Annotated in this window: 23 protein-coding genes; 16 read left to right on the top strand and 7 right to left on the bottom strand. The window is 52.6% G+C overall.

The annotated features are described in order from the left end of the window. The coding region (locus tag AC5DDB_RS15965; protein WP_491740734.1) for a recombinase family protein at nucleotides 1–389 on the bottom strand (389 nt) is incomplete at its 3' end. A gap of 525 nt (nucleotides 390–914) precedes the next feature. Continuing rightward, nucleotides 915–2,306, bottom strand: a complete 1,392-nt coding sequence (locus AC5DDB_RS15960) for an alkaline phosphatase family protein (protein ID WP_491740733.1) — start codon at nucleotides 2,304–2,306, stop codon at nucleotides 915–917. Between the two features lie 589 nt (nucleotides 2,307–2,895). Between AC5DDB_RS15960 and AC5DDB_RS15955 the strand changes: the two genes are divergently transcribed. The 6 genes from AC5DDB_RS15955 to rnk all read left to right on the top strand — a co-directional run bounded on the left by AC5DDB_RS15955 (nucleotide 2,896) and on the right by rnk (nucleotide 9,837). Continuing rightward, complete coding sequence (locus AC5DDB_RS15955) at nucleotides 2,896–3,534, top strand: c-type heme family protein (protein ID WP_491740732.1); 639 nt, start codon at nucleotides 2,896–2,898, stop codon at nucleotides 3,532–3,534. Between the two features lie 9 nt (nucleotides 3,535–3,543). Further along, nucleotides 3,544–4,011 carry a DinB family protein gene (locus tag AC5DDB_RS15950; protein ID WP_491740731.1) on the top strand — a complete coding sequence of 156 codons (468 nt, stop codon included), beginning with the start codon at nucleotides 3,544–3,546 and terminating at the stop codon, nucleotides 4,009–4,011. 55 nt (nucleotides 4,012–4,066) lie between these two features. After that, entirely contained in the window at nucleotides 4,067–5,383 is a 1,317-nt protein-coding gene (locus AC5DDB_RS15945) for a hypothetical protein (RefSeq protein WP_491740730.1), read from the top strand. Nucleotides 5,384–5,951: 568 nt separating this feature from the next. Further along, on the top strand, nucleotides 5,952–7,163 hold the full coding sequence (locus AC5DDB_RS15940; protein ID WP_491740729.1) for a sensor histidine kinase: 1,212 nt from the start codon (nucleotides 5,952–5,954) through the stop codon (nucleotides 7,161–7,163). Further along, nucleotides 7,156–8,556, top strand: coding sequence for a sigma-54-dependent transcriptional regulator (locus AC5DDB_RS15935; RefSeq protein WP_491740728.1), 1,401 nt, complete (start codon nucleotides 7,156–7,158; stop codon nucleotides 8,554–8,556). The genes AC5DDB_RS15940 and AC5DDB_RS15935 overlap by 8 nt, the downstream gene beginning before the upstream one ends. Before the next feature lie 864 nt (nucleotides 8,557–9,420). After that, nucleotides 9,421–9,837, top strand: a complete 417-nt coding sequence (rnk, locus tag AC5DDB_RS15930) for a nucleoside diphosphate kinase regulator (protein ID WP_491740727.1) — start codon at nucleotides 9,421–9,423, stop codon at nucleotides 9,835–9,837. Nucleotides 9,838–9,862: 25 nt separating this feature from the next. On the opposite strand, the gene AC5DDB_RS15925 is transcribed toward rnk, so the two are convergent. Beyond that, nucleotides 9,863–11,254 (bottom strand): ABC transporter permease, encoded by a 1,392-nt coding sequence (locus AC5DDB_RS15925; RefSeq protein ID WP_491740726.1) that lies wholly within the window; start codon nucleotides 11,252–11,254, stop codon nucleotides 9,863–9,865. A 385-nt stretch (nucleotides 11,255–11,639) separates the two neighbouring features. Between AC5DDB_RS15925 and AC5DDB_RS15920 the strand changes: the two genes are divergently transcribed. Further along, nucleotides 11,640–12,587: a prenyltransferase/squalene oxidase repeat-containing protein gene (locus AC5DDB_RS15920; RefSeq protein ID WP_491740725.1), complete on the top strand. Its 948-nt coding sequence runs from the start codon at nucleotides 11,640–11,642 to the stop codon at nucleotides 12,585–12,587. Nucleotides 12,588–12,609: 22 nt separating this feature from the next. Here AC5DDB_RS15920 and AC5DDB_RS15915 read toward each other — a convergent pair whose 3' ends face one another. From AC5DDB_RS15915 to AC5DDB_RS15900, 4 genes are all read right to left on the bottom strand, one after another. After that, complete coding sequence (locus AC5DDB_RS15915; protein WP_491740724.1) at nucleotides 12,610–13,923, bottom strand: Gfo/Idh/MocA family protein; 1,314 nt, start codon at nucleotides 13,921–13,923, stop codon at nucleotides 12,610–12,612. 115 nt (nucleotides 13,924–14,038) lie between these two features. After that, entirely contained in the window at nucleotides 14,039–15,373 is a 1,335-nt protein-coding gene (locus AC5DDB_RS15910; protein WP_491740723.1) for a sulfatase family protein, read from the bottom strand. 248 nt (nucleotides 15,374–15,621) lie between these two features. Next, on the bottom strand, nucleotides 15,622–16,623 hold the full coding sequence (locus AC5DDB_RS15905; RefSeq protein WP_491740722.1) for a non-reducing end alpha-L-arabinofuranosidase family hydrolase: 1,002 nt from the start codon (nucleotides 16,621–16,623) through the stop codon (nucleotides 15,622–15,624). 166 nt (nucleotides 16,624–16,789) lie between these two features. Further along, nucleotides 16,790–17,851, bottom strand: a complete 1,062-nt coding sequence (locus AC5DDB_RS15900) for a redoxin domain-containing protein (RefSeq protein WP_491740721.1) — start codon at nucleotides 17,849–17,851, stop codon at nucleotides 16,790–16,792. 197 nt (nucleotides 17,852–18,048) lie between these two features. Between AC5DDB_RS15900 and AC5DDB_RS15895 the strand changes: the two genes are divergently transcribed. From AC5DDB_RS15895 to AC5DDB_RS15855, 9 genes are all read left to right on the top strand, one after another. Further along, entirely contained in the window at nucleotides 18,049–19,710 is a 1,662-nt protein-coding gene (locus AC5DDB_RS15895) for a formylmethanofuran dehydrogenase subunit A (RefSeq protein WP_491740720.1), read from the top strand. Next, nucleotides 19,710–20,480, top strand: a complete 771-nt coding sequence (locus AC5DDB_RS15890) for a VIT1/CCC1 transporter family protein (RefSeq protein WP_491740719.1) — start codon at nucleotides 19,710–19,712, stop codon at nucleotides 20,478–20,480. The genes AC5DDB_RS15895 and AC5DDB_RS15890 overlap by 1 nt, the downstream gene beginning before the upstream one ends. A gap of 54 nt (nucleotides 20,481–20,534) precedes the next feature. After that, entirely contained in the window at nucleotides 20,535–21,764 is a 1,230-nt protein-coding gene (locus AC5DDB_RS15885) for a CinA family nicotinamide mononucleotide deamidase-related protein (RefSeq protein WP_491740718.1), read from the top strand. 120 nt (nucleotides 21,765–21,884) lie between these two features. Continuing rightward, nucleotides 21,885–22,424 carry a hypothetical protein gene (locus tag AC5DDB_RS15880; protein ID WP_491740717.1) on the top strand — a complete coding sequence of 180 codons (540 nt, stop codon included), beginning with the start codon at nucleotides 21,885–21,887 and terminating at the stop codon, nucleotides 22,422–22,424. Nucleotides 22,425–22,508: 84 nt separating this feature from the next. Continuing rightward, entirely contained in the window at nucleotides 22,509–23,423 is a 915-nt protein-coding gene (locus AC5DDB_RS15875; RefSeq protein WP_491740716.1) for a DUF1559 domain-containing protein, read from the top strand. A gap of 316 nt (nucleotides 23,424–23,739) precedes the next feature. Continuing rightward, on the top strand, nucleotides 23,740–24,663 hold the full coding sequence (locus AC5DDB_RS15870) for a hypothetical protein (protein WP_491740715.1): 924 nt from the start codon (nucleotides 23,740–23,742) through the stop codon (nucleotides 24,661–24,663). Between the two features lie 45 nt (nucleotides 24,664–24,708). Beyond that, on the top strand, nucleotides 24,709–25,371 hold the full coding sequence (locus AC5DDB_RS15865) for a MotA/TolQ/ExbB proton channel family protein (protein WP_491740714.1): 663 nt from the start codon (nucleotides 24,709–24,711) through the stop codon (nucleotides 25,369–25,371). A 4-nt stretch (nucleotides 25,372–25,375) separates the two neighbouring features. Further along, the gene (locus AC5DDB_RS15860; RefSeq protein WP_491740713.1) at nucleotides 25,376–25,837 is read left to right on the top strand and encodes an ExbD/TolR family protein; all 462 of its coding nucleotides are present in this window, start codon (nucleotides 25,376–25,378) and stop codon (nucleotides 25,835–25,837) included. A 147-nt stretch (nucleotides 25,838–25,984) separates the two neighbouring features. Further along, nucleotides 25,985–26,539 carry an ExbD/TolR family protein gene (locus AC5DDB_RS15855; protein ID WP_491740712.1) on the top strand — a complete coding sequence of 185 codons (555 nt, stop codon included), beginning with the start codon at nucleotides 25,985–25,987 and terminating at the stop codon, nucleotides 26,537–26,539. Nucleotides 26,540–26,583: the final 44 nt, after the last annotated feature.

The raw sequence follows: 26,583 nt of genomic DNA, 5'->3' as shown, positions 1-26,583 counted from the left end.
GGTTGTGCCGTGTCGACATGGTCGTTGATCGCGATCAATCTCACACCATGATCCACACACTCCTCGCAAAAGATGTGCGCGTGCATTCGACGGATAATGCGGCCCAAGTCTTCGGTCACAACGAGATCGTACTGGCGGGTCGCAACCTTATCACAAAGCTCGATGAACTCCGCACGGTCCAACCATTCGCCTCGCCCGGAGCTCGCGAAAACTTCGATTTCGCATGGCTCCGATATATTTTGATCAATCCAACTTCGAATCAAATCCTCTTGATCAGTTACCGACCGTTCATCCTGTTTTCCGGGACGAGGATCACTGACCCGTGCGGGGATTAGGACGCGTAAAGGGCTGCTTTGGTTTTGGGATTGAACGTGTGACGAATTCGTCATCGAGATACCTCCAGATGGAGATATCTGCCGCAAAGATCGTTTGTCCCATTGGGACAAAACAAATGACAAAGGGCGAGAAAGCAAGACCACAAACGAAAACAGACGGTTGATTGCAAGTCCAAGCTGTGTAACAGCTTGTCGTCATAACCCGCCTGCACACTGGGCCTTACGCAACCCCCTCAGGTGAATCCCTCTCTCTCCGCTCCAAAAACGTGCTTCATAAGCTGCCATCTGGCATCGACTTGTGGAGCACGTTTTTCTTTGGGCTAGAACTTGCGACGACTTCGAGAATAACTCGATTGAATGGGGTGATCGCCCCGAATCATTCCGCATGTGCCCGATGCTTTTAGAACGCAGCGATGACTTGCCGAGCTTGCACAATGATGAATTGATTGCCGAGAAATCGATCGGCAACGCGATTGCTGGTGGGTTTCGGCAGCAGCCGGTAATGCGGGCAAGAGGACGGGGTCTTTTTCCTCTTGCCCTGTGGCTGGGGCGTCGAAACAACTCGCTCTCGAGTGAAGACTATTTCTCACTCGCGGACGTCATCGCCGAGATGAGTGGAGTTCCATCACTCAGGGTATATTCGATGTCTAGCAGCTTCGCGATCGTGGGAGCGATGTCGATGTTCTCGACATCCGTGAGATGGCCGCCCGTGCGGATGCCTGCCCCAGATAGCACGCACATTGCGTTCATCTTCACATCTTTTGACAGAAAACCATGCGAACCGATCGAGGTCCGGGCTTCGGTATTCGAGGCTACAAAGGAATCGCCGTCGACCGAGTTTGAGACAGCATATCCATCGGCGGCAACCAAGACGGCATCGGGGGCTTGGCGGTAATCTCGTGGATGGGGCAGGCCAATTTCGTCAAACTCCTCGGGCAGTAGAACGTCAGCCACACCTTCTCGTCCCACAAGCATCTTCTTGAACTTAATCGACTCCGCGGTTGCCTCCGCCAAGTTCGAGCAGTAAACCAGTCCAATGCCTCCCTCAGAAATGACGTGCACCTGGGCGGTGCTGATCTTGCCGTCGTCGACTGTTAACAGCCCGGCTTGACGGAGAAGAACATTCGGACGAATCGCTTTCGGAGTAGTTCTGAATCCGTGGTCGGCAACGACGATCAAAGTTGTTTTATCACGGATTCCGGCGTCATCGAGTGCCTCAATGATTTTCGACAGACACATGTCGGCATAAGCGTTGGCCGTATAACCGGCCGATGTTTGCGGCCCCAAGTTATGATGCGTGCTATCGACGTTCAGCAAGTGGACCAGCAACAGATTCGGCTTACGTCGGCGGATGACATGACAGGCCGCCTGTGTCCAAACATAATCCCGGCCGACAGGACTCACTTTATTGAAAGTCGCAGTGGTCTCGTCGGTCAGGAGTCCCAACTCCAAGAGCTCGGCCCGTAGGCGAGGGGTCATATTCTCGACGGACAATGGGGCATCGGAAAACGAGTCGTCCAGAGAATCCGATCCGCGAGTACAAGGCCAGTTGATTTCGGCCGTTGTCAATCCCGCAGCGTGCGCAGCATCGACGACGGTCGGTATCTGGACTAAGTCGCTCTGATCGCGGTTCGAGTCGATCCGAGTTGGCAATCCGATCCCACCCCGTGCAAGAACGCCATTCGCCAGCACACCGTGCTTCCCGGGACACACACCGGTCACCAAGGTGGTGTGGTTAGGCCACGTGACAGACGGATTTGACACCGTCATACCGCCTTCAGCGATACAGCCCTCACGGACAAGTTGGCGAATCGTCGGAAGGGGGACCCGTGGATCATCGACCAAGTAGGCCGCGAACCCATCGAGAGAGACCACCACAACATGTCTGTCGGCATCGATAGCAGATACCGAGTCGATAGAGCCCAGCAACAACGACGCGAATCCGTATGCCAGCAACAACCTATTTTTCATCGAACAGTACTCTCGCCAAGTAGATTAAGAACCGATATTGAGCCGTCCTTGCACGTCCGCAAAATGTTAGCCGTTTCGAAGCTGCCGGACTACGCTGGCGGAGGTACGCAACATGAAATTCAAATTGTCTTCATAGAGCGACGCGAGGGAATTCGCTTGACAAACTGGATAGGGACGTCTAGTTTCAATGGTCGACGAACGTGTCATCCCTGTTGGATAGCCACCCTCACCACCACACCCACATACCCCGACGTCTGCCTGCTATTTGAACTCTCAACGAACCACATAGCTCGGTGTTATCGAAATCACAACAGCGTATCGCTTTTGCTTCTCAGTGATCCAAAGTCGTGACACGCCCCGGCAGAACTGACTATTCCTCAATGCCAGAACATGCTTGTTTCGAAACTTCAATATCCTGAAATTCGTACTTGCCGAAATCAGACTGCCGCAACTGCGAATGCCCGGTTTCTTGAGTCAGACTTCATCGTTGAATCGCACCGAAGGACGTGCAGGAGCATCGGATTTTCAAGGCTCGTTCAACAAGTCATCTGACTTCCAGATCGGTTACCGATCGGAAAATGGTCTATTGATGAGTTGGACAGAACCTGACATTTCTCATACGCGGAGTCAAATTGTGCCACGTCAACGAGCCGATTTATCGTATTGGACGGTTGCCGTCTTGGTGATCGCATTATCTTACTGGGGACTGCACTCGCAGTCGCGTCTACAAACGGTCTACGCCGTCGAAAAAGAATCACAACCGTCAGAACATCAAGAGACGCAGGACAACAATAACTCACCTAGTACGGTGGACGAAGCTCGTGGGCGAGCTCGCCTCTTGCATGAAACAATTCACGGGTCCCTGCAGATTATGCATCGTGACTTCTTCCGAGAGGATGAGGGTTTGCCAATTCCTTCACATTCGCTGGAAGATGTCTTCAAGGAACTAACACGCAGTCACAACGTGCAACTTCGATGGCTTGCAATCAACGCTAGAGCGATGGACATCGACCACGAACCGAAAAGCGAATTTGACAAGGAAGCCGTTCGCCTCTTGAGTTCTGGTAAAGACTTCTACGAGTTGCAATCCGCCAACTCCTATCAATACGTCGGTGCGATTCGACTCTCTGCTTCATGTTTGAAATGCCATCTACCGGCTCGCAGTAGCAATGCTGATCGCACTGCAGGTCTCGTCATAAAAATGCCTCTGAAAATTCGGACTCCGTAAATCTACGTCATGTCGATTCCCGAACTCATTGATCAATATATTGCAGGACCGAGTTTGCTTCGCGAAGCGGTCGACGGTTTGACCGATCGACAACTCGATCTGACTCCGATTCCGGGTCGCTGGTCGACTCGTCAAGTGATCTGTCACATCGCTGACTTTGAACCGATCTATGCTGATCGAATCAAACGCGTAATTGCCGAGGAGAACCCAACGTTCTTCGGTGGTGATCCGGATGTGTTCGCAACTCATCTGGCTTATTCTTATCGTCAGGTCAGCGACGAGTTGAAGCTTATCGAAGCCGTTCGTCAACAGGTTGCAACGATACTCGGTACACTTTCAGCTGCGGATTTTCAACGGATTGGGACACACTCTGAAGATGGCAAAATGTCCTTAAAAACCTTGCTCCAGAACATCACCAATCACATACCGCATCACATTCAGTACATTCGTGAGAAGCGACAGGCTATGGGTTTTTAGCCAAGGCTTGCCCCGATTGTGATGTCGCCATTTCTGCAAATCAAGAGGTTAGCTGATGCCACGTTTTCAGCGAGAATACACTACAATACCCCCACTCCAATGGCTTGGATTTCTGTGGGGAATCGGTATTTGGACAACGACCGTATCCGCTCAACTTGACTTCGATCTAGAGCCAATCAACTATAGTCAGTCGACGCCGCAAGACGCTGTTGTCCGACTGCAATCGAAGCTCGATAGTGGTGATCTCACGCTAACTTACGACGATCAGCATGGTTACTTGAAGTCAATCCTCGCGGAGTTGGACATTCAACATTCATCGCAGGTACTAGTTCACTCGCAGACTAGTTTTCAGCTCCACAAGATCTCGCCTCGGCGTCCGCGTGCTCTGTATTTTAACGACGAATCCTATGTTGGTTGGGTCCAAGGAGGCGACGTCCTTGAGATTATGACAACCGACCCACAACTTGGGCAGGTCTTTTACACTCTCAATCAGCAGCCAAGCAAGCGACCAAGAATCGTTCGTGACCAAGGGCAATGCATGATCTGCCATTCGTCGGCACGGACTCAAAAAGTTCCAGGAGGATTGGTGCGATCGGTATTCGTCAATGCCGGCGGTCAACCGCATTATGGATCGGGCACGTTTACAATTGATCATTCCAGTCCGTTTGAACAACGGTGGGGCGGATGGTACGTGACCGGTACACATGGCAAGATGCGACATATGGGTAATGTCATTTCTAAGAGCCGGCTTCATCCAGAAGATATTGACCGAGAATTCGGTGCGAATGTCACTGACCTAAGCAGTCGATTCGATGTCGAACCTTATCTGACTAGCCATAGTGATATCGTAGCTTTGATGGTTTTAGAACATCAAACACAAATGCAGAATTTGATCACGGCTGCGAGCTATGAGAATCGTCGCGCCGTCCACCATGATGGGATCATGAATGCAGCCTTGAATCGACCAGGCGATTACCGGAGTGACTCAACGGGGCGGAGAATCAAAGCTGCCGGGGACAAACTGCTACGATACTTATTGTTCGCGGAAGAATTTCAGTTGACCGCACCGGTCCAAGGGTCGACGACGTTCGCACGGGACTTTGAGTCGCGAGGTCCACGTGATAGTCACGGAAGATCGCTCCGCAAGCTCGACCTTAGTACCCGTCTTTTCAAGTATCCATGCAGCTATCTGATTTATTCTCCCGCCTTCGATGCACTGCCCAAGGAAGTCCACCGGTATGTCACCACTACACTCCGTGACATCCTTACCGGAAAAAATCAAAGCGAGGATTTCGCTCATCTCTCACCAACGGATCGACAAGCGATTCTCGAAATCCTGACGGAAACCAAGCCAGGATTATGGAAAGATTGACCGTTCCGTGAGACATTCGCAAACGACCATCGAACACATCACATCGCATCGTGTTTAATCTGCCATTGAACGGGCTCGCGTGGCCGTGTGACGAGTCTGTTCCCACGAATGACTGGGAACACGGCAACGAAATCGTATTCCAAAACTCGACAGCGAACGCTCGGCGCAGCTTAATTATGTTAAAGAGTGTCCCGGCCTTAGCGGAATAAAGTGTTTCGCTCTCGCAATGTCGCTTTCAGTTGCCTGTGTCAACTCAAGTTGACACACGTTTGGCTGTCGACGCTCGTCTAACGAACAAATCTTCGCGTTTCACGCAGGTTGAGTGCAGTCTCATCACCCGGCACGAACTTTGCGTCTCTACGACTCAAGAACTCGAAATGCGTGCTAAGTTATCTTGGCGCAATACAACCGTAGCAGCCTGGCGTCTTTTTCACCCAGCACTTGGCCTGAACGGATGGTACTTTCATCTGCTAGCTCGTGTGAACGCCTATCAAGCGGTATCCCAGACAGATTCGCTTGCCGAGGGTTTTTGTTCGCTGACATCACAGCACTCGTTACAATGAAGTCTATGACAAGTGAATTGCTACGCGAAGATGAAGATAGCGGACACATCAACACCGATGTGTTTCGTGCAATTGCGGATTATACCTATGACTCTGAAAGCTGGCATGCGCCAGATGGACAAGTTCTATGGATGAATGCAGCGATTGAACGTTTGTCGGGGTTTTCTCCGAATGATTGTCTTGCAATGACGGACTATCCGCTCCCCCTGGTCGCTGATACCGACCGCGACAAGATTTCCAAGGTCTTGTCCGATGCAAAAGCCGGCGGTAGTGGGAACGATATCGAGTTTCAGCTCATCCATCGGAATGGATCAAAGCGTTGGGGTGCCGTTTCTTGGCAGCCGATCTATGACGACGCGCATCGGCATCTTGGTTTTCGTGCGAGCATTCGTGATGTCACGGAACGTCATCACTTGCGGGAAGAATTACGACTTCACAATCAGCACTTGGAACAGCTTGTGCAGGAGAGAACTGCCAAGATCGCGCAGCTTGAAGAACAACGTCTAAAGATGGAAAAGCTGGTTGCGCTCGGGCAGATGGCGGCTGGAATAGCTCATGAAGTCAATAACCCCTTAGCCGGTATTCGCAATGCTTTTGCCCTCTTCAAAAGTAATCTCACTCCCGACGATCAAAACTATGAGTTGCTAGAATTGATTGATGGCGAGATCGAACGCATTAGTGCAATCACGCATCAGATGTATCAGCTCTATCGCCCGAGTCAGCAGCCGCCAATACAATTCGATCTGTGTCGCGTCGTCAACGATGTCATTGTACTCGCGCAGCCTCTTGCCAGCAAATCAGACATTCAACTAACAATCACGAAAAGAGATTGCGTCACTAATAAAGAACTCAAGGAGACTGAAGTCGTCCTTCGAGAAGGCGAATTGAAACAGATTCTTCTCAATGTAGTTCGCAACGCAATTCAAGCAACGCCACCCAAAAGTGTTGTCCAGATCTTGATTTCCACAACGCGGTCGAAGGCTGAGTTGGCGGTTATCGACCAAGGCGACGGTGTCTCCGAGCAGGTCGCAGCCAGACTCTTTGATCCATTTTTTAGTACTAAGATTGGAACACGCGAGGGGATGGGCTTAGGGCTCTCAGTATCTCGTAGCTTAACAGAAGCGATGGGCGGAACGATCACCATACGAAACAACAAACCCGAGAACGGTGCCTGTGTGACGATTACGATACCTCGGCGGATTGCAAGTGATGACTAAGTCACAAACCAAACAACGAATTCTCATTGCCGACGACGAGCCTTTATACCTGAGGACGACTGGTCAACTACTAGAACAAGCCGGGTACGAATGCGAATGCGTCTCCGATGGCGAATCTGCATTGGAGAAACTGCAAAATGAACAGTTCGATCTTATCCTGTCTGACCTTAACATGCCCGGCAACTTGAAGCTTGAATTGTTACGTCAAGGACGCTCGCATTGGCCTCATATTCCTTTAATCGTGATTACCGGTGTACCGTCCTTGCCAACGGCGATTGAGAGCGTTCGACTGGGTATTGCCGACTATTTGCTTAAGCCGGTCAAGTATGAAGCTCTCTTGGCTAGCGTACAGCGTGTCATGGCACATGCTCCTGCAACCGTTCCGAAACCGGCTGCGATCCGGCCTGACGATGATGCATTGCTAGCAAAGTTTCCCGAGATCATCGGTCGCAGTCGGCCAATAATGGACGTACTGGAAATCGTTGACCGAGTTGCTCAGACCGACACAAATATTTTGGTTAGTGGCGAGAGCGGCACTGGTAAAGAAGTGATTGCCAAGGCGATTCATGATCATAGTCGACGCAGTGACCATAACTTCCAAGTCATCGACTGCACTGCAATACCAGAGTCGTTATTCGAGTCCGTTGTGTTCGGCCACGTCAAAGGTTCGTTTACGGGAGCAGTTAAGGATCAAGAGGGATTGTTGACGCGTAGTCATCTCGGCACTGCATTCTTTGACGAGCTCGGTGAACTTCCACTCGCGTCACAGGCGAAGTTACTCCGTGCGGTCCAAGAGCATGCCTTCACACCTGTCGGAAAGAGTGAAACGCATCGCGTCGACACCCGATACATTTGCGCGACGAACCGGGATCTGGAGAAGGAAGTCGATGCCGGGCGGTTCCGTCAGGATCTCTTCTATCGACTCGGCGTGATACACATCGAGTTGCCGCCACTTCGAGACCGTGAAGACGATGTCATTCTGTTGTCTCACGCGTTTTTAGCGAAGTTGCAACAGGGTCAGAATCGGGTAACTCAGTTCTCGGATGAGGTCGTTGATTGTTTTCGCCAGTATGAATGGCCGGGCAACATTCGCGAACTGCGAAACGTCATCGAACGGGCGGTTGCACTTTCTCGCACGGAAACCGTTCAATTGTCTGATCTACCAAGACCGATGCGGGAACCAAAGGCATCAATGGCCCGGCCGGTTTCTGTCTTAGCGGAGATCTCGCGAGAAGAGGCTCTCGACAACGCCGATCAAAGCTACTTAACAGCATTGCTTGAAAAGCATGGCGGGAATGTCTCACAGGCGGCTCAACAAGCAGGCCTTTCGAGACAGGGAATGCACAAGCTGCTCGCTCGACACGGCCTCGACGCCGCTGAATTCCGTCGCTAATCGAGTAGCACGCTTGACCCGTTGCCGGTATCAACCCTGGGAGGTAGAGCCCCTTGCAAGTCGGCTCTCAGTACCCGCCCAGCCTCTTATGCAGTTTCATGCATGCGATGCACGAGTTCGGAGACCAATCTGTCCCGACATTCATAGTGCGACGGCGTACGTGTCAACTCCAAGTGTCGCATGACGCTGTGAGTGGATAGATTCACCGTCGCTTAATCAAACGAATCGAAATTTCTCGCATGTGGCTTTATTTGCTTCGAAGGAGGGGGCTCGCTGCCCAATCCCTTTAATCGATGCGATACATCCTGTTGCCTGTTATAGGACTTACAGACCAACGCTCCGCGAAGTGGCGTTCCAACTTTAATCGAAAATGGTGATGGCTGGAGACGATATTTTTGCCATCGGAACTTCATTGGTCCGACTTTTGCATTAGAGACATGTATGCAACCCGATCATGAGGTGACATCATGTCAGCAAACCTATTGAAGAACCCTTTCCATTCGAAACTAAAACATTTCCAAGCGTCTTATCCCAAGATCGATCGACGTTTGCGACGGAAACCGATAAAGCAATCTTTGCTTCCGTCTACTACGAACGATGAAGAGTGGAAGTTCGTCGGGCAAGCTGCAGCTTGGATCTTAATTATTCCGATCCTAGCATTGCTCTTGTTTTACACAATTACGCACTTCGACCCTGAGTTCTTCTTGATCCGCTGACGCGAGGTTTCGATAATGCGGCCCTAAGCATTGATTGTGACGTTTCCAAGAACCGTACACACGAAAGTGTGTATCGAGTTCTGATACAACTAGACTGTTCTAAAACTGACAACTTGAGCTTACCGTCGAGTCGGAAGGAGTCTTCATCATGGAGAGCAAACGTCAGATCATCGTTAGTTATGATGACCATGAGCGTTTGGCAAATTTGTTGACTAGTAAATTTGCATCTGCGTTTAGCGACAAACCATATCTTCAGGAACTGCGTCGCGAGATAAGTCTTGCTGAGATTGTGTCCGCAGCAGACATTCCACCGAATGTTGTAACGATGAACTCGACGGTTCGTCTATACGATCTGTTGGATCAAGAGGAGGAAACTTACACGCTCGTTTATCCGGATGAAGCAAATATTGCTGAAGGCAAGCTTTCGGTGTTCGCCCCGATCGGAACTGCAATCATCGGTACTCAAGTGGGTGACATGATACGTTGGAACATCCCGCATGGGTTGCTCCAACTCAAAGTCACAGAACTCATTTTTCAACCTGAGCGGGACGGAGTTATGGCGTAGTTTTGACTGAAACTGCCGCACGTGACTAGCCGCGGCGAATTGCATCCATGGGCATCATTCGCATGGCCCAAAACGCGGGGTATAGACCCCCGAGCACTCCGAGTGTAGTTGCAAACAGGACGCCGAATATCAGTAGCCCTGGGCTAGCATATAATTCGACTCGTGTGGGCCATTGCCAGTTTACCACTTGCACGCCAACCCAGCCGACGATGCAGCCTAACAAGCCGCCACCGAAACCAATTAGTCCGCTTTCGCAAGTAATCAACTTCAGCACATCTTGTTTCGACCACCCATTGGCTTTCAGAATTCCGAATTCAATGATCCGCTCGCTGACGCTCATGACCATCGTATTGATGATACTCAGCACGGCGATAAACAGCCCGATCGCAGTGAGCAAACCAAGAAAGACGTTCAGGTCGTCTGCTAGTCGGTCGAACCGCTTCGCCCAACTCTCAGCAGTTCGAACTTCGATAGGCATATCAGGGCGGACAACAAAGTCGGTGTCCCCCGTGCTATTGGGCGATGTCATGGAACTAGGATCGGTCGCTGCTTCCGTGGGGGTTGCAGGATCTTGTGTTTCGACAGCTTCAACTCTCGCAACCTGACGGCTTGCAAACCACTTCAATATCAAGTTGAGTTTCTGGGTGAAGGCGTCGATCCAACCGTCCGTACCCGAACCCGCCATGCTTTGTAATGCGGATGGGGTCCAAGGTGGCAACTCACGGTTGCGAAATACCTCGCGAATCTTGTCAACCACAGCGTCTTTGTTTGCCGATTCGGTTTGTTCGATGTAATAGCTTGATACCGTTCCGGGATCGAAACGCGTCATTTTTCGGACGGTGTCAATGTCCATCAAAATCGCGATATCGAGCAGCAGGGAATCGCATTTATAGATGCCGACGATTTCCACTTGTTGGCTGTTCACTGTTAACGAATCGCCGACTTCGACTTCAAACTCTTCGGCAATTGGTTCGCTGATGAGACAGTTGCGGGTGCCACGATCTTCAAGGGATAAAAATCGTCCGGATTTGATGGACTCCCGATACAGATCGGACTCCAGCAACAATCGTTTTTCGAGATCGCTGCCGTAGAGAAGTCTGGGTGGGCTGAAGATCATTTTTTGATTGATCACATTGACACGTTGCCAAATCTCAGCGACGACCGTGTGGACTTCATCGACGGCGGCGATTTCCTCGCCCCACGCTGCTGGAAGCGTCGAGAACAACGGCATTGGAGCACCGGGCTGCATGGCAGCTAAACCGGGAACACGTCCGAATGTGGTCGAAACGGTTTCGTCCAATCCTTCGGCAACGGAGAAAAGGCCGATCATCCCAGCGATTGCCACTGTCAATCCAAGTAGCGACAGCATCGTCCGCAGCATGCGGTTGCGGAGGTTCCGGTAGGCGAATTTCAACATCGGCGATCTGCGATTCCCAAAGTTGTGACAGTTACAAGGTCGCTCCATTGTAGAAGGTGGCCGCGTAAAGGCGAGTCACTCGCCGACAGCCAGAGCTTTCGTCGACACTTACCCTCTGTTACCATCGAAAAGATTCGTTGTTTCCACATCGACACGCATATCCCGCCGACTGACATTCAGCATTGACGCCGCGTGACGTATCGTGCATGACGACGATTCATGACGGGTGAATCGTTCGCAATCGACCGATGGGCCGTGACACGCTTACCGACTCCCTTCCCTATTGGCAAGGACGAGGGTGTGTGCGGAGCATTGGGGGTGTCGAATTTTCCACAGGCCATCATTCGCGTGTTTTTTTTTCGAACGCTGAAACGTTATTGAACTTATGACGCCATCAGAACCGTATTTACTTCGCTTGGCCAACCGCCTTTCTGAAGGAGTTGTCGATTGGGAGCCGGACCGGAGGGATCGGCACCGAAGGTTTGTATTGGCTCACCAGATGCCAGATGGCGGATTTCGGGGACGCGAGGGAGAGTCGGACATCTACTACACGAGTTTCGCCGTCCGATGTTTGTCGATGCTTGGGGGAATCGGGGCGGATGAAGCCGAAACGATTGGTCGTTTCCTGCAATCCCATGATTGGCGAACTCTGAGTATCGTCGACCTTCTGAGTTGGCTGAGTTCGGCAGTCGTCGTGCAATTGGCCGGTGGTCCGGATGTCTTCGTGAACGACGACGCTGACTGGCCGCAACAGATTGCCGCGCGGTTAGAAAGTGTGCGGACCAATGATGGTGGATATTCGAAAAGCGCTGAAGGGGCCGCCGGTAGCACCTACCAGTCGTTTCTGGTCGTATTGGCTTACGAATTGATTGGGCAGCCGTTGCCACGTCCGAATGCGTTAGCGCAGTTTCTATTTGATCGGCAACGCGACGACGGTGGGTTCGTCGAAATCGCACCGATGAAACGTAGCGGCACCAATCCGACGGCTGCAGCGGTTGCGACGCTGAGTATCCTGAATTATCTCGACCGGGAAATCGGCGACGATGTGACAGCGTATCTCCGAGATGTGCGGAGCGATGAAGGCGGTTTCCAGGCCAATACGCGTATCCCGTTCGCGGATGGTCTTTCCACATTCACGGGGCTATTGACGCTGAGCGAAATTGGACGGGAACGGCTGATCGATCGTGGACAGGCTCGCCAATTCTTCACGGAGTGGCTTGAGTTTCCCACCGGGGGATTCCGGGGAGCCAGTTGGGACGAGCAAGCCGACGTCGAATACACCTTCTACGGCCTCGGAGCACTCTCGCTCCTCAGTGAGCCAGTCGCCACGTAGACGCAGCGTTCCCTTGCGTCACCTAACCATGTTTCGGCGTTCCCCAATGGTCTCGATACTTGCGACCGACAAGTTCATTTGCTTTCGCATGATTCACAATTTCTTCGGCCTCGGGATCGAATTCCAGTACCGAACCCACGCGGCAGGCGATGTTCGCCAGATGGACCAATGTCGCTGCCCGGTGACCGACTTCGATACTTGCGTTGAGCTTTGACTTCTTCCCCCGCACGCAGTCGAAGAAGTTTTGATGATGCGAAGTTAAGTCCACGCCGCCGGTTTGTTGATCCAGCAATTTTCCACGCTCGCCGTACAATCGCCATCCCTGGGTGTGGCCCATCACAAGCATGCCTTTGGTACCATACCACGCACACCCATTCTCATAACTTTCCTGCGGGTAAGGAGACCAGATGCGTTGCTCAAAGATGAACTGTTTCTGACGCCCGACCGGTCGCCCCGTTTCCGGATATTCGAAAACTGCGTACTGGGTATCGGGAAATTGTTGATCGTCGTCAAAATGATACTTCCCGCCGAAACAAGCAACTCGTGACGGGTGTTCTTCCACGCCGAACCCCCAAAGGGCAACGTCGATATCGTGCACTCCGTCGTTTCCCATGTCACCACAGCCGAAATTATGCCACCACCGCCATACTCCCGGCAGCAAATTGGTCTGATAAGGTAGCTTGGGTGCCGGGCCGGTCCAATTATCGAAATCGAGATAACCTGGCGGATCAGTTGCTTCGCGATGACCAATGTTTGCACGACGTTGGCTATTCCAAGCTTTCGTCACCAGAACTTCGCCAATCTCCCCGTTCAGGACTTTCTCGACACCCTTGCGAACGGTCTCTGTACTGCGACTTTGCGTACCTACCTGTAGACACTTGCCGCTCCGCTTGACTGCCTCGATCATCAAGCGTCCTTCGCGGATGTTATGACAGCACGGCTTCTCGACATAAACATGCTTGCCGGCATCCAATGCGAGAATTGCAGCCGGTGCGTGCCAATGGTCCGGTGTGGCAATGAAAACCGCGTCTATGGTTGGATCATCGAAGACCTTCCGCATGTCTGTCGAGGTTTGCGGCCGTTTCTCCGTGACCGACTCGACATGCTCGGCGGCTTTCGCGAGACGCCGCTCGTCGACATCGCAGACCCAAGCGATCTCAACTTCCGGGTTTGACGTTAGCAATCGCAGGTGGTATGTCCCCATGCCACCAGGGCCAATGACACCAATCCGCAAACGATCCGACTCTGCCGCACCTGCAGGACTTGAAACTCCGGTCCAAACGGCGGCTGCCAAGCCGGCTTGCTTGAGAAACGTGCGGCGAGGTGAATCGTTCATTGTCGGATTTCCTTACGACAAGATGAATCGGGAGATCGAAAACCATCATGCCTTGCGAGACCGAGAAACACAAGTCTCCGTTGATGCGTTGGCTAGTTGCGGTCTTCGTCGGCCACTAGTTCTTAAGCTCGAACCCCGGACGTACATTGCCATCGTGGTCGATCAATGGCTGTGCATTTTTCACGCGTCCTAATGGACGACAGCCAGGGCCGAGCCCCTCGGTTGCGAGGTCGTCTTTCGTATCTGCAGCGATCTTCTGCAATCGGTGGACGACATCTGGATGGGCTTTCGCAACGTTCTTTGACTCGCTGATATCCTGATCGAGGTTGTAGAGTTCCCCCGATTTCAGAATGAGTTTCCACGCACCGCTGCGAACGGCTTGAAGGTTAAGACCTCGATAGTACAGAAACTGATCATAAGGAGACTTCGCATCTGGCTCGTCGAAGAGAATCGGTCGAATATCGTGGCCATCGATTTTGCGATCACTTGGGATTTCTCCACCCGCTAGGATGGTGAAAGTCGGGAGAATATCCATCATGCTTGTGATGGCAAAAGTTTCGGTGTTTGCAGGAACTTTGCCAGGCCACCATGCAATCGTCGGTACGCGGATTCCGCCTTCCCAGGTGCTGCCTTTACCGCCTCGCAACGGTGTGTTAATTGCGCCGTGTCGAGGTTGACCGCCATTGTCCGAAGTGAAAATGACTAGCGTGTTATCTTGCAACTTTAACTCGCGAACTGCATCGAGAACTTCGCCCACACTCCAATCGACTTCCTCGACCCAGTCCCCAAATAAGCCGTGATCACTTTTGCCTCGGAATCGTTCGCTGGGATATAGCGGAAAGTGCACAGCGGAATGAGGGAGATAGAGAAAGAAGGGTTCCGTTTGATGCTCGCGGATAAATTGAATTGCTTCAGTTGTATAGTTCTCGACAATCGCTTGCTGATCTTTGGGTAGCACACGCTGTAACACAGTTTCATTTCGCAATAATGGTAGCGGCGGCTGACCTTTACCATTTCGCCTCTTAGGGAATGGAGCTCCTAGGTTGCTTTTAACGCCATCGGCAGCAGGGCCCATATCGTTGGAATAGGGAAGCCCGTAGTACGAATCAAAACCTTGTCGAGTCGGTAAAAACTCAGGCTGATCACCGAGATGCCATTTCCCGACGATTCCTGTTGCATATCCCTGTTTCTTCAGTAGCTCGGCGACGGTAATTTCATTCGGGTGCAGTCCGACATCATTGCCTGGAAACAAAACGTGCGGAATACTGAGTGCACGCTTGGGATAACATCCCGTCATCAGAGATGCGCGTGATGGCGAGCACACGGGCGCTGCATAATGACTAGCAAGCTTGCGACCTTCTTTCGCCATGCGATCGAGGTTTGGTGTGCGATTGACCTTGTTTCCATACGGACCGATGTCTCCATAGCCAAGATCGTCAATGTTAATCACAATAAAGTTTGGCTTCGGTCCGGCGTCGACTGTACTACTTAGTGTCAAGCTGACCAGTACTACTAGGGTTCTCAATAGTGAGCGTCTTGTTATCATCGTTATCGAATCCTTTATGATCACTGAATATCAGTCGGCCGATCTCATAGAACTGACTAAGCGACGTGTATCACACTGTTTCTTGAATGAAATTGCAAACGTGCTCAAGTCACTGGCAGGCAAGCGGAGAATTCCTATGCCCGAAATCCCTTTTACTTGGCTGGTTTCAGAAGGCCGATTCGCCAGGGATATTGCCCGTAATTGCGACCGTGCTTTTCTTTCTGCAATAGTCCTTGAAACATCAATTGCAAGTTGTCTGGATCGACTGTCAAAGTCTGATCGTTACTATCGCGAATTAGTTCGCCGTGACTAATATTGTCGGTCCAGGCATTAACCCCTTTCTGAGGTTTTGTGTTAGCTGCACTGGCAAAGGGATGTTTGAAGGTATCAGCGATCGGATGCCAATCTCCGTCTAGACGGTCGGCAACATAGGCTTTCATATATCGTTGCCCGTTTTCCTCGATGATCGTGAAGTATTGATTTCGATCTTTGAGACGATAGGTATGGCTTGCTTCAAAGATATCCGCCTGCAATGCGAGTTTACAATTCGCAAAACCATAGGGGAACTCTTTGATGTCAGCCGAAAGTCTCCACATTTTTCCATTGAGGCTGGTAAAGAATAGATAGGCACGCTGGTCATCACAGATAATCCAATAGTCGAGTCCGCCCACAGTTCGCGGATCGTCGGCACCACCATCGAGGATTGGCTTTGCCTTTGTCCAAGATGTCGGATCATCGATCGTCTTGGTCGTCGAATAGGCAACCCACATTTTCTTGGTATTCGGCATGCCGACTTGGTAAATCAAATACCAGAGTTGATGCGGCTCAAACCAAAAGACTTGCGGAGCACAATAGTAGTCGGAATCGCTCACGCTCAGAATTGTCCGTTCGGCCGAGTTCGCCTGTTGCCAATTTTCAAAAGAGCAATGCTCGATGACGGAGCGGCTAGGTAGTTTGATGGTCATGAAGACATGCCATCGCTCGTCGTGAAACACGACCGTCGGATCTTTTTGCGCATAGCTGCGATTTTGATCGCGATCTTCGGGCTGAATTAGTGGGGCGGAATACTCCCATTGCCGAGGAATCTGGAGCTCCTCCGAGAGCAGCACAGACGGAAGAAACAACAAGACCAGGGTCGACAGTCGATAGTCCATTTGAAACCCCTTCAAGACTCGGAGTGAACCCGATGTTCGCAGAATCTGTCGAAGGTGATGTTCGAATCGAGAACAACCACGTTCGACCGTGCACAACCATCACACCGTGCTAACGGCGGGTTTGCAACTCCAAGCGGCTTTGAGGGAGTATTGCGGCTATCTATGGTCAGTTGGAGCGGTGCCACACGCCGGGATCACGAGGGTGTGAATTTTCGGTCGCCGGGGAATGGTTTGGGCGTTCGGCGAACTGTGTCGCAGAGTTGGGCGGCATCGATGTCTCGATGGGGGAACCGATGGCTCGCGTGCGGGCAACGGGCACACGTTCGCTGTAGACGACTGCTGCAATTGCATCGTCGAGATAGGTCTGTGGAACCTGAAAACGGCGGGACTCTGCGAACCGATCGTCGATACGACCCCGATAGACGAGTTCGCGTTGTGCGTTCAGTACGAATACTTCCGGTGTATGTGTCGGCTGGAACGTTTGGCGAATCCTGCCGGTCTGATCCGCAAGAATTCCGAACCGTAATCGATTCACACGTTGGAACCAGGTGGCCCATTCTTTCGAGGAATCAGGATCAGCCAGTACGCCGACGAAATGAACCCCCAGATCTTCCCAAGCCGCGTGTAAACGAGCAAGCTGCGGAACCGACCCTATGCTTGCCGGACACTCCGCGGACAGGAACACCACAACCGTTGCCCTCGCCGAATCACTTTTGAACAGTTCGCGTGAGATCTCCGCCGGTCGCTTTGGTGCGGGAAGCTGGCTCTCGTGGGCGATTGTTCGGGGGCTCTCGGTGCGAACCGCAACCTGCGGTGTCGCGAAGGAAGCTTGCACAACATTCCGTTGCTCGCCTGCCAGATGCTCGAACGATGCAGTCTCTACAGAACGAACCGGTGAAGTGGCCACGGGTAATTTCTCGGAAGAAATCGGTGTTGCCTGTTCCTGCGGAGCCAGCAGAACCGGGCTTTGTTCCGGATCGGGGTTCAGAGACGGACGTGATTCCGCCAGCTGACGATGTGTCGCTTCGAGACGCTTCCCGACATTCTCGACGTGCGGAGCCGCGATGAGTTGGCCAGTCTCGACGTGAGAAAACCGAACCGGCGAGAATCCCAAGAAGAAAGAGGCCAACACCGCAACCGCAAGACCGCCGAACGCCAGCGCATGCCAGCCGAGTCGCTTCGGAGGCTGTGAAATATTTTGGTTGCTATGGGGGAATTCAGTCAACATCCGTGTTTTCCTCGGCGGAAGTTTAGCAGAAAACCCTGATGGCGACTATCCGACTTTTCCGCGTGATTGGGAAAGTGAAATCGCGTGCGCTGTCGGTTCGGTGGGGTGTGCGTTACACTATTTCGGCCAACCCGAAGTTCTCAAACTCTGAAGCTGATCACCGCAGTTTCGGACAGAAAAATAAGACGTAAACGCTCATGGCCACACTCTGTTTGACAGGCGGAACCCTCTACGATCCTGCGAACAACATCGACGGCGAAGTTCGAGATATCTGGGTCGAGGATGGACGAATTATCGAGGCACCGTCTGACCCTTTGAAGAAGCCCGACCGGACGCTCGACTTGACGGGATACGTCGTGATGCCCGGTGGTGTGGATATGCACTGTCATATCGCTGGTCCGAAGGTCAACACGGCTCGCAAACTCATTCCCGACGAGAAACGTGTCTCCGAACCCGTGCGACGCACGGCCACAACGCGATCCGGGACTGGCGGCAGTGTTCCAAGCACCTTCGCCACCGGTTACCTCTACGCCGGATTGGGATACACAACAGCGTTTGACGCTGCGGTTCCACCGCTGGCGGCACGTCACGCTCACGAAGAATTGGAAGATACGCCGATTATCGACAAAGGCTTCTATGTCTTGATGGGGAACAACCATTACCTCATGCAAGAATTGGCCAATGGCGAAACCGATCGCGTTCGTAATTACGTAGGTTGGCTGGTCGGGGCCGCAAAAGGGTTTGCCTGTAAGATTGTCAATCCCGGTGGCGTGGAGGTCTGGAAAAGTCGCGGCGGAAACCTGCATGGGTTAGACGAATCGGTTGACCATTTCAATGTCACGCCTCGACAGATTATTCGTGGAATCGCACAGGCTGCAAACGAATTATTGATTCCCCATCCGGTGCATATTCACTGCAACAATCTCGGGATGCCAGGGAACTGGCGGACGACTCTAGAGACGATGCAGGCGTTGGAAGGGCATCGCGGGCACATCACGCATATTCAGTTCCACAGCTATGGTGGCGACCCCGACGAGCAGGGCACGTTCTGTTCGGAAGTGCCCAAGTTGGTCGAGTACTTCAACACGCACGATAACATTACCGTCGACGTCGGTCAGGTGATGTTCGGAGAAACGGTCTCAATGACCGGCGACGGTCCGCTTGGCTATTACCTGCATAAGGTGATGGGTCGCAAATGGTACAGCGGCGACACCGAGATGGAAACCGGTTGCGGTATTGTGCCCATCACTTACAAGAACAAAAGTCTCGTGCATGCGTTGCAATGGGCGATTGGTCTGGAGTGGTATTTGCTTGCGGAAGATCCTTGGCGAATCGCAATGAGCACCGATCACCCGAACGGTAGTTCTTTCCGAGCGTATCCGCAGATTATTGCACTTTTGATGGACCGCACACGACGAGAGGAAATCTTGAATCGTGTGCCCGCTGCCGTTCGAGAACGATGCACACTCGGTGATTTGGATCGCGAATATTCGCTTTATGAGATCGCCATCATCACCCGGGCAGCTCCGGCACGAATGTTAGGATTGGAACGCAAAGGCCATTTGGGAGTCGGGGCGGATGCGGACGTCACCGTCTATGCACCGCAAGCCGATCACGAACGCATGTTCGAACTGCCACGGTATGTGATCAAAGCCGGCGAGGTCGTTGTGGATGACGGCGAAGTGCGGTCTTCCAACGACGGCAAACTGCTCCATGTCTCCCCCAATTTCGATCCCGATTCGGTCGCTCACATTCGGGAGTGGTTCGAGAATCACTACACGATTCAGTTCAACAACTACGCAGTTGGCGAATCCTATTTGCACGAACATGAAGTCGTCCGGACGAACGAAAAACCCTGATGAGCGAAACTCAAGATACTCTCGACCTCACCGCTTTACGACGCTCGCACACGCCGAAAGCGGTCGCGGAGCGGTTGTCGGCGCAACCGCCGCAGAGTTATTTGCGCGATGTGGTCTACGGGGCCATCGACGGTTTGGTTACGACATTCGCCATCGTTGCCGGGGCGATTGGGGCGGAACTGTCGAGTCGGTTGATCATCATTTTTGGACTGGCCAATCTGATCGCCGACGGGTTCAGCATGGCAGTGAGCAATTATCTGGGAACAAAAGTCGAATCGGACCGACTCGATCGCATCCGAGAAATCGAGAATACCCATATCGAGAAGATCCCCGAAGGCGAAGCTGAAGAAATCCGCGAGATCTATCGTCAAAAGGGATTTGAGGGAGAATTGCTCGAACAAGTTGTGCAGGTGATCATTGCCGACCGTTCACTCTGGGTCGATACGATGCTGCGGGAGGAATGGGGGTTGTCGATCGAACCGACAAACCCTTGGAAAGCTGCAAGTGCGACCTTCGCTTCCTTCATTCTTGTCGGTTTGATTCCAGTGCTGCCATTTGTAATGTTCGATGCCGATGGAGATGGCCGGAGCGTGATTATCGGAAGTGCCTGTGTGTTGACGGCCGTCGCCTTCTTCGCAGTCGGCGTAATGAAGTCCCGGCAGGTCGGTTATCCCTGGTGGCGATCTGGCTTACAGGTGCTCGGGATGGGAGGTGGAGCCGCCCTATTGGCTTACATTGTCGGAGTTCTCCTGCGTCCCCTCGGTGGCTAGAATCCCGTGTTGGATGTGTCATCGTTGGATCGTTTTAGAGGAACAGCCACGTCGATGTTTGCCGAAATTGTTGCGATTGGGACCGAACTCACTACCGGAGCCAAGCTAGACACGAACAGCCAATGGCTCAGCCAAGCTCTGGGTCAGATGGGCATTGTCGTGCGTTATCATCAGACCATGGCCGACGATCTGCCGGCTATGGTGCGAGTTTTTCGCACGGCGGTGGAGCGATCGGATCTGGTCATCATCACCGGTGGACTCGGTCCCACGCAAGACGATCTTACCCGGCAGGCGTTAGCGGATCTGGTCGATGTCGAGTTGGTCGTGCATGAACCATCCCTTGAGTATATCCGCCATCTCTTTACGTCGCGAAAACGGGAAATGCCCGAACGGAACACGATTCAGGCCTATTTTCCGGTGGGAAGCGAACCGCTCGACAACCCCCGAGGTACTGCACCTGGGATTTGGATGAAGGTGCTACGATCAGATTCGCAGCAGCATGCGTTTGTTGCGGCTCTTCCGGGCGTGCCGAGCGAAATGAAACCGATGTTCGAACTTCAAGTTCGCCCCCGGTTGCCTCAATCGGGTCGCGTGATTCGTCACACGCGAATCAATGCATTCGGGGCCGGTGAGTCGCGAGTCGAGGAATTGCTCGGAACGCTAACCGCACGCGGAGCAGACCCGGAAGTCGGTATTACCGCGCACGAGGCGACGATCACGTTACGGATTGTGGCTGAAGGCCAGACGGAAGCCGAGTGCCATGCAAAAATCACCACCGTCCGAGCCGATGTCGAGCAGCGATTGGGATCGTTGATCTTTGGTGAAGAAGACGACGAACTCCAACATGTCCTCCTGCGAATGCTTCAGCAGCGAAGTCAAACTCTCGCCACTGCCGAGGCTGGAAACGGCGGATTGATGGCTCACTGGCTCACCGCGATTCCCGGTTTCGAATCGGCGTATTTGGGGGGAGTGGTGGTACCCACCGAGTCGGCGAAAACCACGTTACTCGGCGTCTCTCCTGAAACTCTACAAACCGCAGGACCGGTGAGCAAAGACACTGCGATAGCGATGGCAATCGGTTGTCGAGAGCGGTTTCAATCCGATTTTGCACTTTCATTGACCGGACGTGGAAACGAGACATCGGAAGGCAACGTTTGGATCGCACTTGCGAGTTCCAGTGGTTGCCAGGCAATCGAACATCATCTGATTGGAGATCCCGGAATTGCCACCAGTCGCGCAGCGAAAACGGCGTTGAACCTTTTACGCACGCATTTGCTCGGTTGATCTAAGCATCCATTGATGACACTTGGGGAGACTGCGTTATCGAGGCAAGACTTGCGGACGAGCACGTAAGACCTCAGAATCTTGATACACCAAGACGTTGTTCCCGCTCGACGACCCGCCATGTCATCCCGCCCACCAGTTCGGCACCCGCTGCGGTCGCCTTTTCGATCTGAACGGATCGAGCGTGTCTGGTTCTGCGCGGTGATGGGTGTGTTACTCGCCTTCTTGGCAGAGATCAGTTTGCCGGCATTGTCGTATCTTTCAATGCCGGTTGCGAACGATGCAAAAAGTGCGACTCTGCCGGTCGTCACACAGAAGAAGGCAGCTTGCTGCAATAACTGCGGCTGTTCGGATTCCGCCCGGTCGAACGGCAAGTGTTGTTGTACGGCACGTGCAATCGCAACGCCAAGCAAGCCTGACGAAGCCGAGCCAAACGCAATCGTACATCCACAATTCGATTGCCCGTGCACCCAATCGCCGACAGTTCGGTTCGCGGATTCGACGACGATCAAAACCATTTCCATTGCATCGATATTGCGTCTAAACCTCGAAAACGCACCGTTCGATCTCGCGACTTATCAACAACTTCCCGATATCAGCACTCGCCCTGAAATCCCGCCGCCGAAACTGATTCTCCAGATTGATCGAAATCTCGTTTGACCGCCCGTTTCCGTAAACGGGGTCGGTCCCGTTACGGATCTGAGGTTGGCTCGGTCCGATCGTCTCTTATGTCTGGAGAAAATCATGAACTTTCTGCGCCGTCGGTACGGCTTCACGTTGATCGAATTGCTCGTTGTGATCGCGATTATTGCGATTTTGATTGCTCTGCTTCTACCTGCTGTTCAACAAGCCCGGGAAGCGGCCCGCCGTACACAATGTAAGAACAACTTGAAACAGCTTGGCATCGCGTTGCACAACTATCACGATACCCTAGGCTCGTTTCCGTCCGGCTACATCACCGCCGACACTTCCGCACCAGCAAACTCAGCTCCTGGTTTCGCCTGGAGCACACTCGTGCTGCCTAGTCTTGAACAAGACAATTTGCACGAGAGTTTCAATTTCGGACTCGACGCGAAAGATCCGGTCAACACGGCGTTCGCGGCTCATTTCCTGAGTGTGTTCCGTTGCCCATCCGATACCGGCCCGGACACATTCACCGTAAGCATTAGCGGGACAGATTACGAATTGGCCACGTCGAACTATGTCGGGATGTACGGCTACGGTAGTGTCACGATGAATCCCGATGGTCGAAACGGCGTGTTCAGCCGGAATAGTGCCACTCGAATGCGGGACATCATCGATGGCACATCGAGCACCTTTCTTGTCGGTGAACGCGACTTCGAACAAGGTCGTTCGACTTGGTACGCCGCATTGGAAGGGTACTCGGTCGACTCCGGCATGACGTTGATGAGCATGACCGAAGGACCCGGTCAACTTGTGTTGGGACACGTTGGACAACCAGCCATGATGAGCATGCCTGCGATGCATCACACGGCTAATAACACACCCCACGTCGTCAATTATGGCAGCTTCCATTCCGGTGGTTCACAGTTCCTGCAAGTCGACGGTTCGGTGAGCTTTATCAGCGATTCCATCAACTACGATACCTACCGTCGCCTCGGAATGCGGGACGACGGGGAAGTTGTTGGGGAATACTAACACCGCCATTCGCACTGGTTGAGTGGGTTCCGCTCCGTGTCGTCGCGAGACCGCCTGCATTGGTTGACTTGCGACGAACATGAGAACCCGATGTAACGAAGCGGTGAAGTTCGCGAACCGTGGACTTCGCCGTCTTTCTTTGACTCTCGTCGCGGGTCGAAGACGCTTCGTTGAATATGTACGTAGAGTCAGTTAAAGGGTTCGAGCGCGAAAGTCTTGCGAATCACGTCGCGATTCGGTCGCATTTCTCACCCAGTTCTTTTATGCTGCCTATGTTGATTGCGGTTCCGTACATCATCCATCGACAGAATTGCGAATGCCGGCATCTGGTCTCAAAAGTCGATCGACCGGTCGACGAACACCTCGAACACGCAGACGTCCTCCCGTACTTACCATTACACGGTTTGATGTCGCACGCGCATTCATGTTGGCTGCGGTTCTGTTTCTAGGAATTGCCATTATCTGGTTGGGAGCGCAATACGTCGCTCCCGTTTCGACAGATGCCGACGATCATGTGGAACTGGAAATCGTCGAACTGCCCGGTGGTTCCGATGACGGTTTCCCGGATGAAATGTTGGAAGTGGAGTCTCCCGAAGAGGAGATCCCCGATGCGTCGCTCAACCAGGAAACCGCCGACGATCTGCAAGTTGAAGAAACCCTGGAAACCGTGCTTGATGTCGCTGACGAAGCCGCCGAGTTAGCACCGCAACAAATTCAGACCAACACAGAGAGCACTGGTCGTGTCGGTAGTTCCTCGGGAACCGGACGCCGGGCGTTAGGTTCGGGACCCGGAGAGAAAGGATTACCCCGCGAACAACGTTGGTATGTCCGTTTTGCAGACGGGGCAACGCTCGACGTTTACGCGAAACAGCTCGATCATTTCGGAATCGAACTTGGGCTACTCACGCCCCAAGGTGAATTGATTTATCTCAGTGATTTAAGTTCCGATCCTCCCAAGCAGCGTCGCGTTACGAGCGGGAAAGGCGAGAACCGACTCTACATGACATGGCAGGGCGGAGATCGGAAATCTGCCGATTTGGAACTGTTTCAGAAAGCTGGTATCGACGCACGTCGCGGAACCATTTTTCACTTTTATCCACCACAAGCCGAAGCCATGTTGGCTCAACGCGAAGAAGCTTATCGCGGACGAAAAGCCAGCGAGATTCGTCGAACGTATTTCGTCGTTCAACCTGTTGGCAATGGCTTCACCTTCGCCGTTTCTCGGCAAACAACCTTCTAAGTTTCACAACGTGATCGATCGCATCGTGAGGAAACCACAACCAAGATGGAACAAGTTTTAGAAATCGCCGGTTTCGCGATCTACGTCGCGATGGGGCTAACAGCGCTGTTCGGATTGTTTTGGCTGGTCTTATTGTATTTCCGCATCGGCCAAAAGCGATTTTCCTCAGCCACTCAGGCCGATCAGTTTTTGGACGAAGTTCGTGAAAATCTCGAACGCAAGGATTACGAACGCATCGCCGAGCAATGTGACACCGCACCATATTGGAGCAAGGCGGTTCCACAGTTGATCTTGATTTCGATGCAAAATCTCAATCGCCCGCTGGGAAAGCTCAAACGGTTGCTTGCGGAACGATTGGAAGTCGACATCCTCGCATCGCTCGAATACGGAATGAGCTGGATTGCCACGTTCGCCAAGACAGCTCCGATGCTCGGGTTGCTTGGAACCGTGGTCGGGATGATCAATGCGTTCGGAAAAATTGCCGCCGCTCAGAGTTCCGGCATTCGACCGGAAGCTCTTGCTCAGGACATTAGTTTTGCACTCGCAACGACCGCGATGGGGCTTTCGATTGCTATTCCTTTAGTGATGGGAGGCAACGTCATTCACATTCGCATGGGCAAACTGCAAGACAGCGTGCAAGCCGATCTCACGCGGTTCTTCAACGATCTCGAAGAAACGCAATCCAAACGCCCTTCATCCCAAGCGTGATTCGATGGCACCTGAACCCACCATCGACGAAGACCTGGACGACGATGCTCCGTTGGTGAAGAAACGCAGTACCTACGACGGCGAACTCGACATCACACCGATGATCGATGTCGTGTTTCTGTTGCTGATTTTCTTCATGGTCACATCAACGATGCAGCAAGATTCGCAGAACGACCCGCCACCCGCTGAACACGGCGTGGGTGTAGAGTCGTTGGAGGCGATCGTCATTAGCGTCAACAAACCGGAGACGTCCGGCGATGAGCCATCGATTATTCTGAGCGATGGCACACCGGGTACCATTGAGGAAATCACGGGCGATGTCGAACGCGGTTTGGCGGAAGGCAAATCCGATGTGATTATCAAAGCCGACCGGGATATCACCAACGGTTTCACAATGCGGGTTTATCGAGCCGCCAGCGAGGTGCCGGGTATCCATTTACACGTTCAAGTCAAAGACAAAAAATAGCAGCCGCGGTCACACGATCGATCGTTCTGGGAAGTCGTCAATAAATCGATGCCGATTATCTTTCGTTGCCGTTTTTGCGGCCAAAAATTGACTGTCGCAAACAAGTCCGCCGGGAAAACGACGGAATGCCCGCGGTGCGCTCAAGACGTGAGTATTCCGCTCCCTCCGAAACCGCAACCTCAATCGAAAACCAAGTCTGAGAAGCCAGCCCCCCAGACCGCGAATCCCAGGCCAAAAACAGTTCAAAGAGACGACGACGATTACGAATTCAACGTGCGTGGCAGTCGTGTCGAGGCCGACGATATGGACCTCACGCCGATGGTGGATGTCACGTTTCTGCTGCTGATCTTCTTTATGATTACCGCTTCGTTCAGCATGACGAAAACCATCGAAACGCCGGCTCCCGATCCGGAAAAGCAGGGAGCGCAGCAAACCATTCAGAATCTGGAAGACCTGGAACGCACATCTGTGATGGTTCGAATTGATGCAGACGATGTGATTTTCGTCGACGATGAAGCGATTCCCGATCCGTCGGAACTTGAGTTTTTGCTTGCCGACAAATTGCGATCCGAAGATAAGAACGAACTCATCATTCAAACTGATCCTGCATCCCGCCATGAAACCTTCGTCAAAGTGTTCGACGCAGGAACTGGTGCCGGAATGCAAAAAATCCGTCTGGCAACGGTCGCAGCGACCGACTGACACTTTTGGTCGACGAAACCTGAAAACGACTGGTCCTGAGAGAA

The sequence above is a fragment of the Thalassoroseus sp. genome (assembly GCF_984380535.1).
The sequence above is the reverse complement of the archived record's forward strand: the minus strand, read 5'-3'. Positions and strand labels throughout refer to the sequence as shown.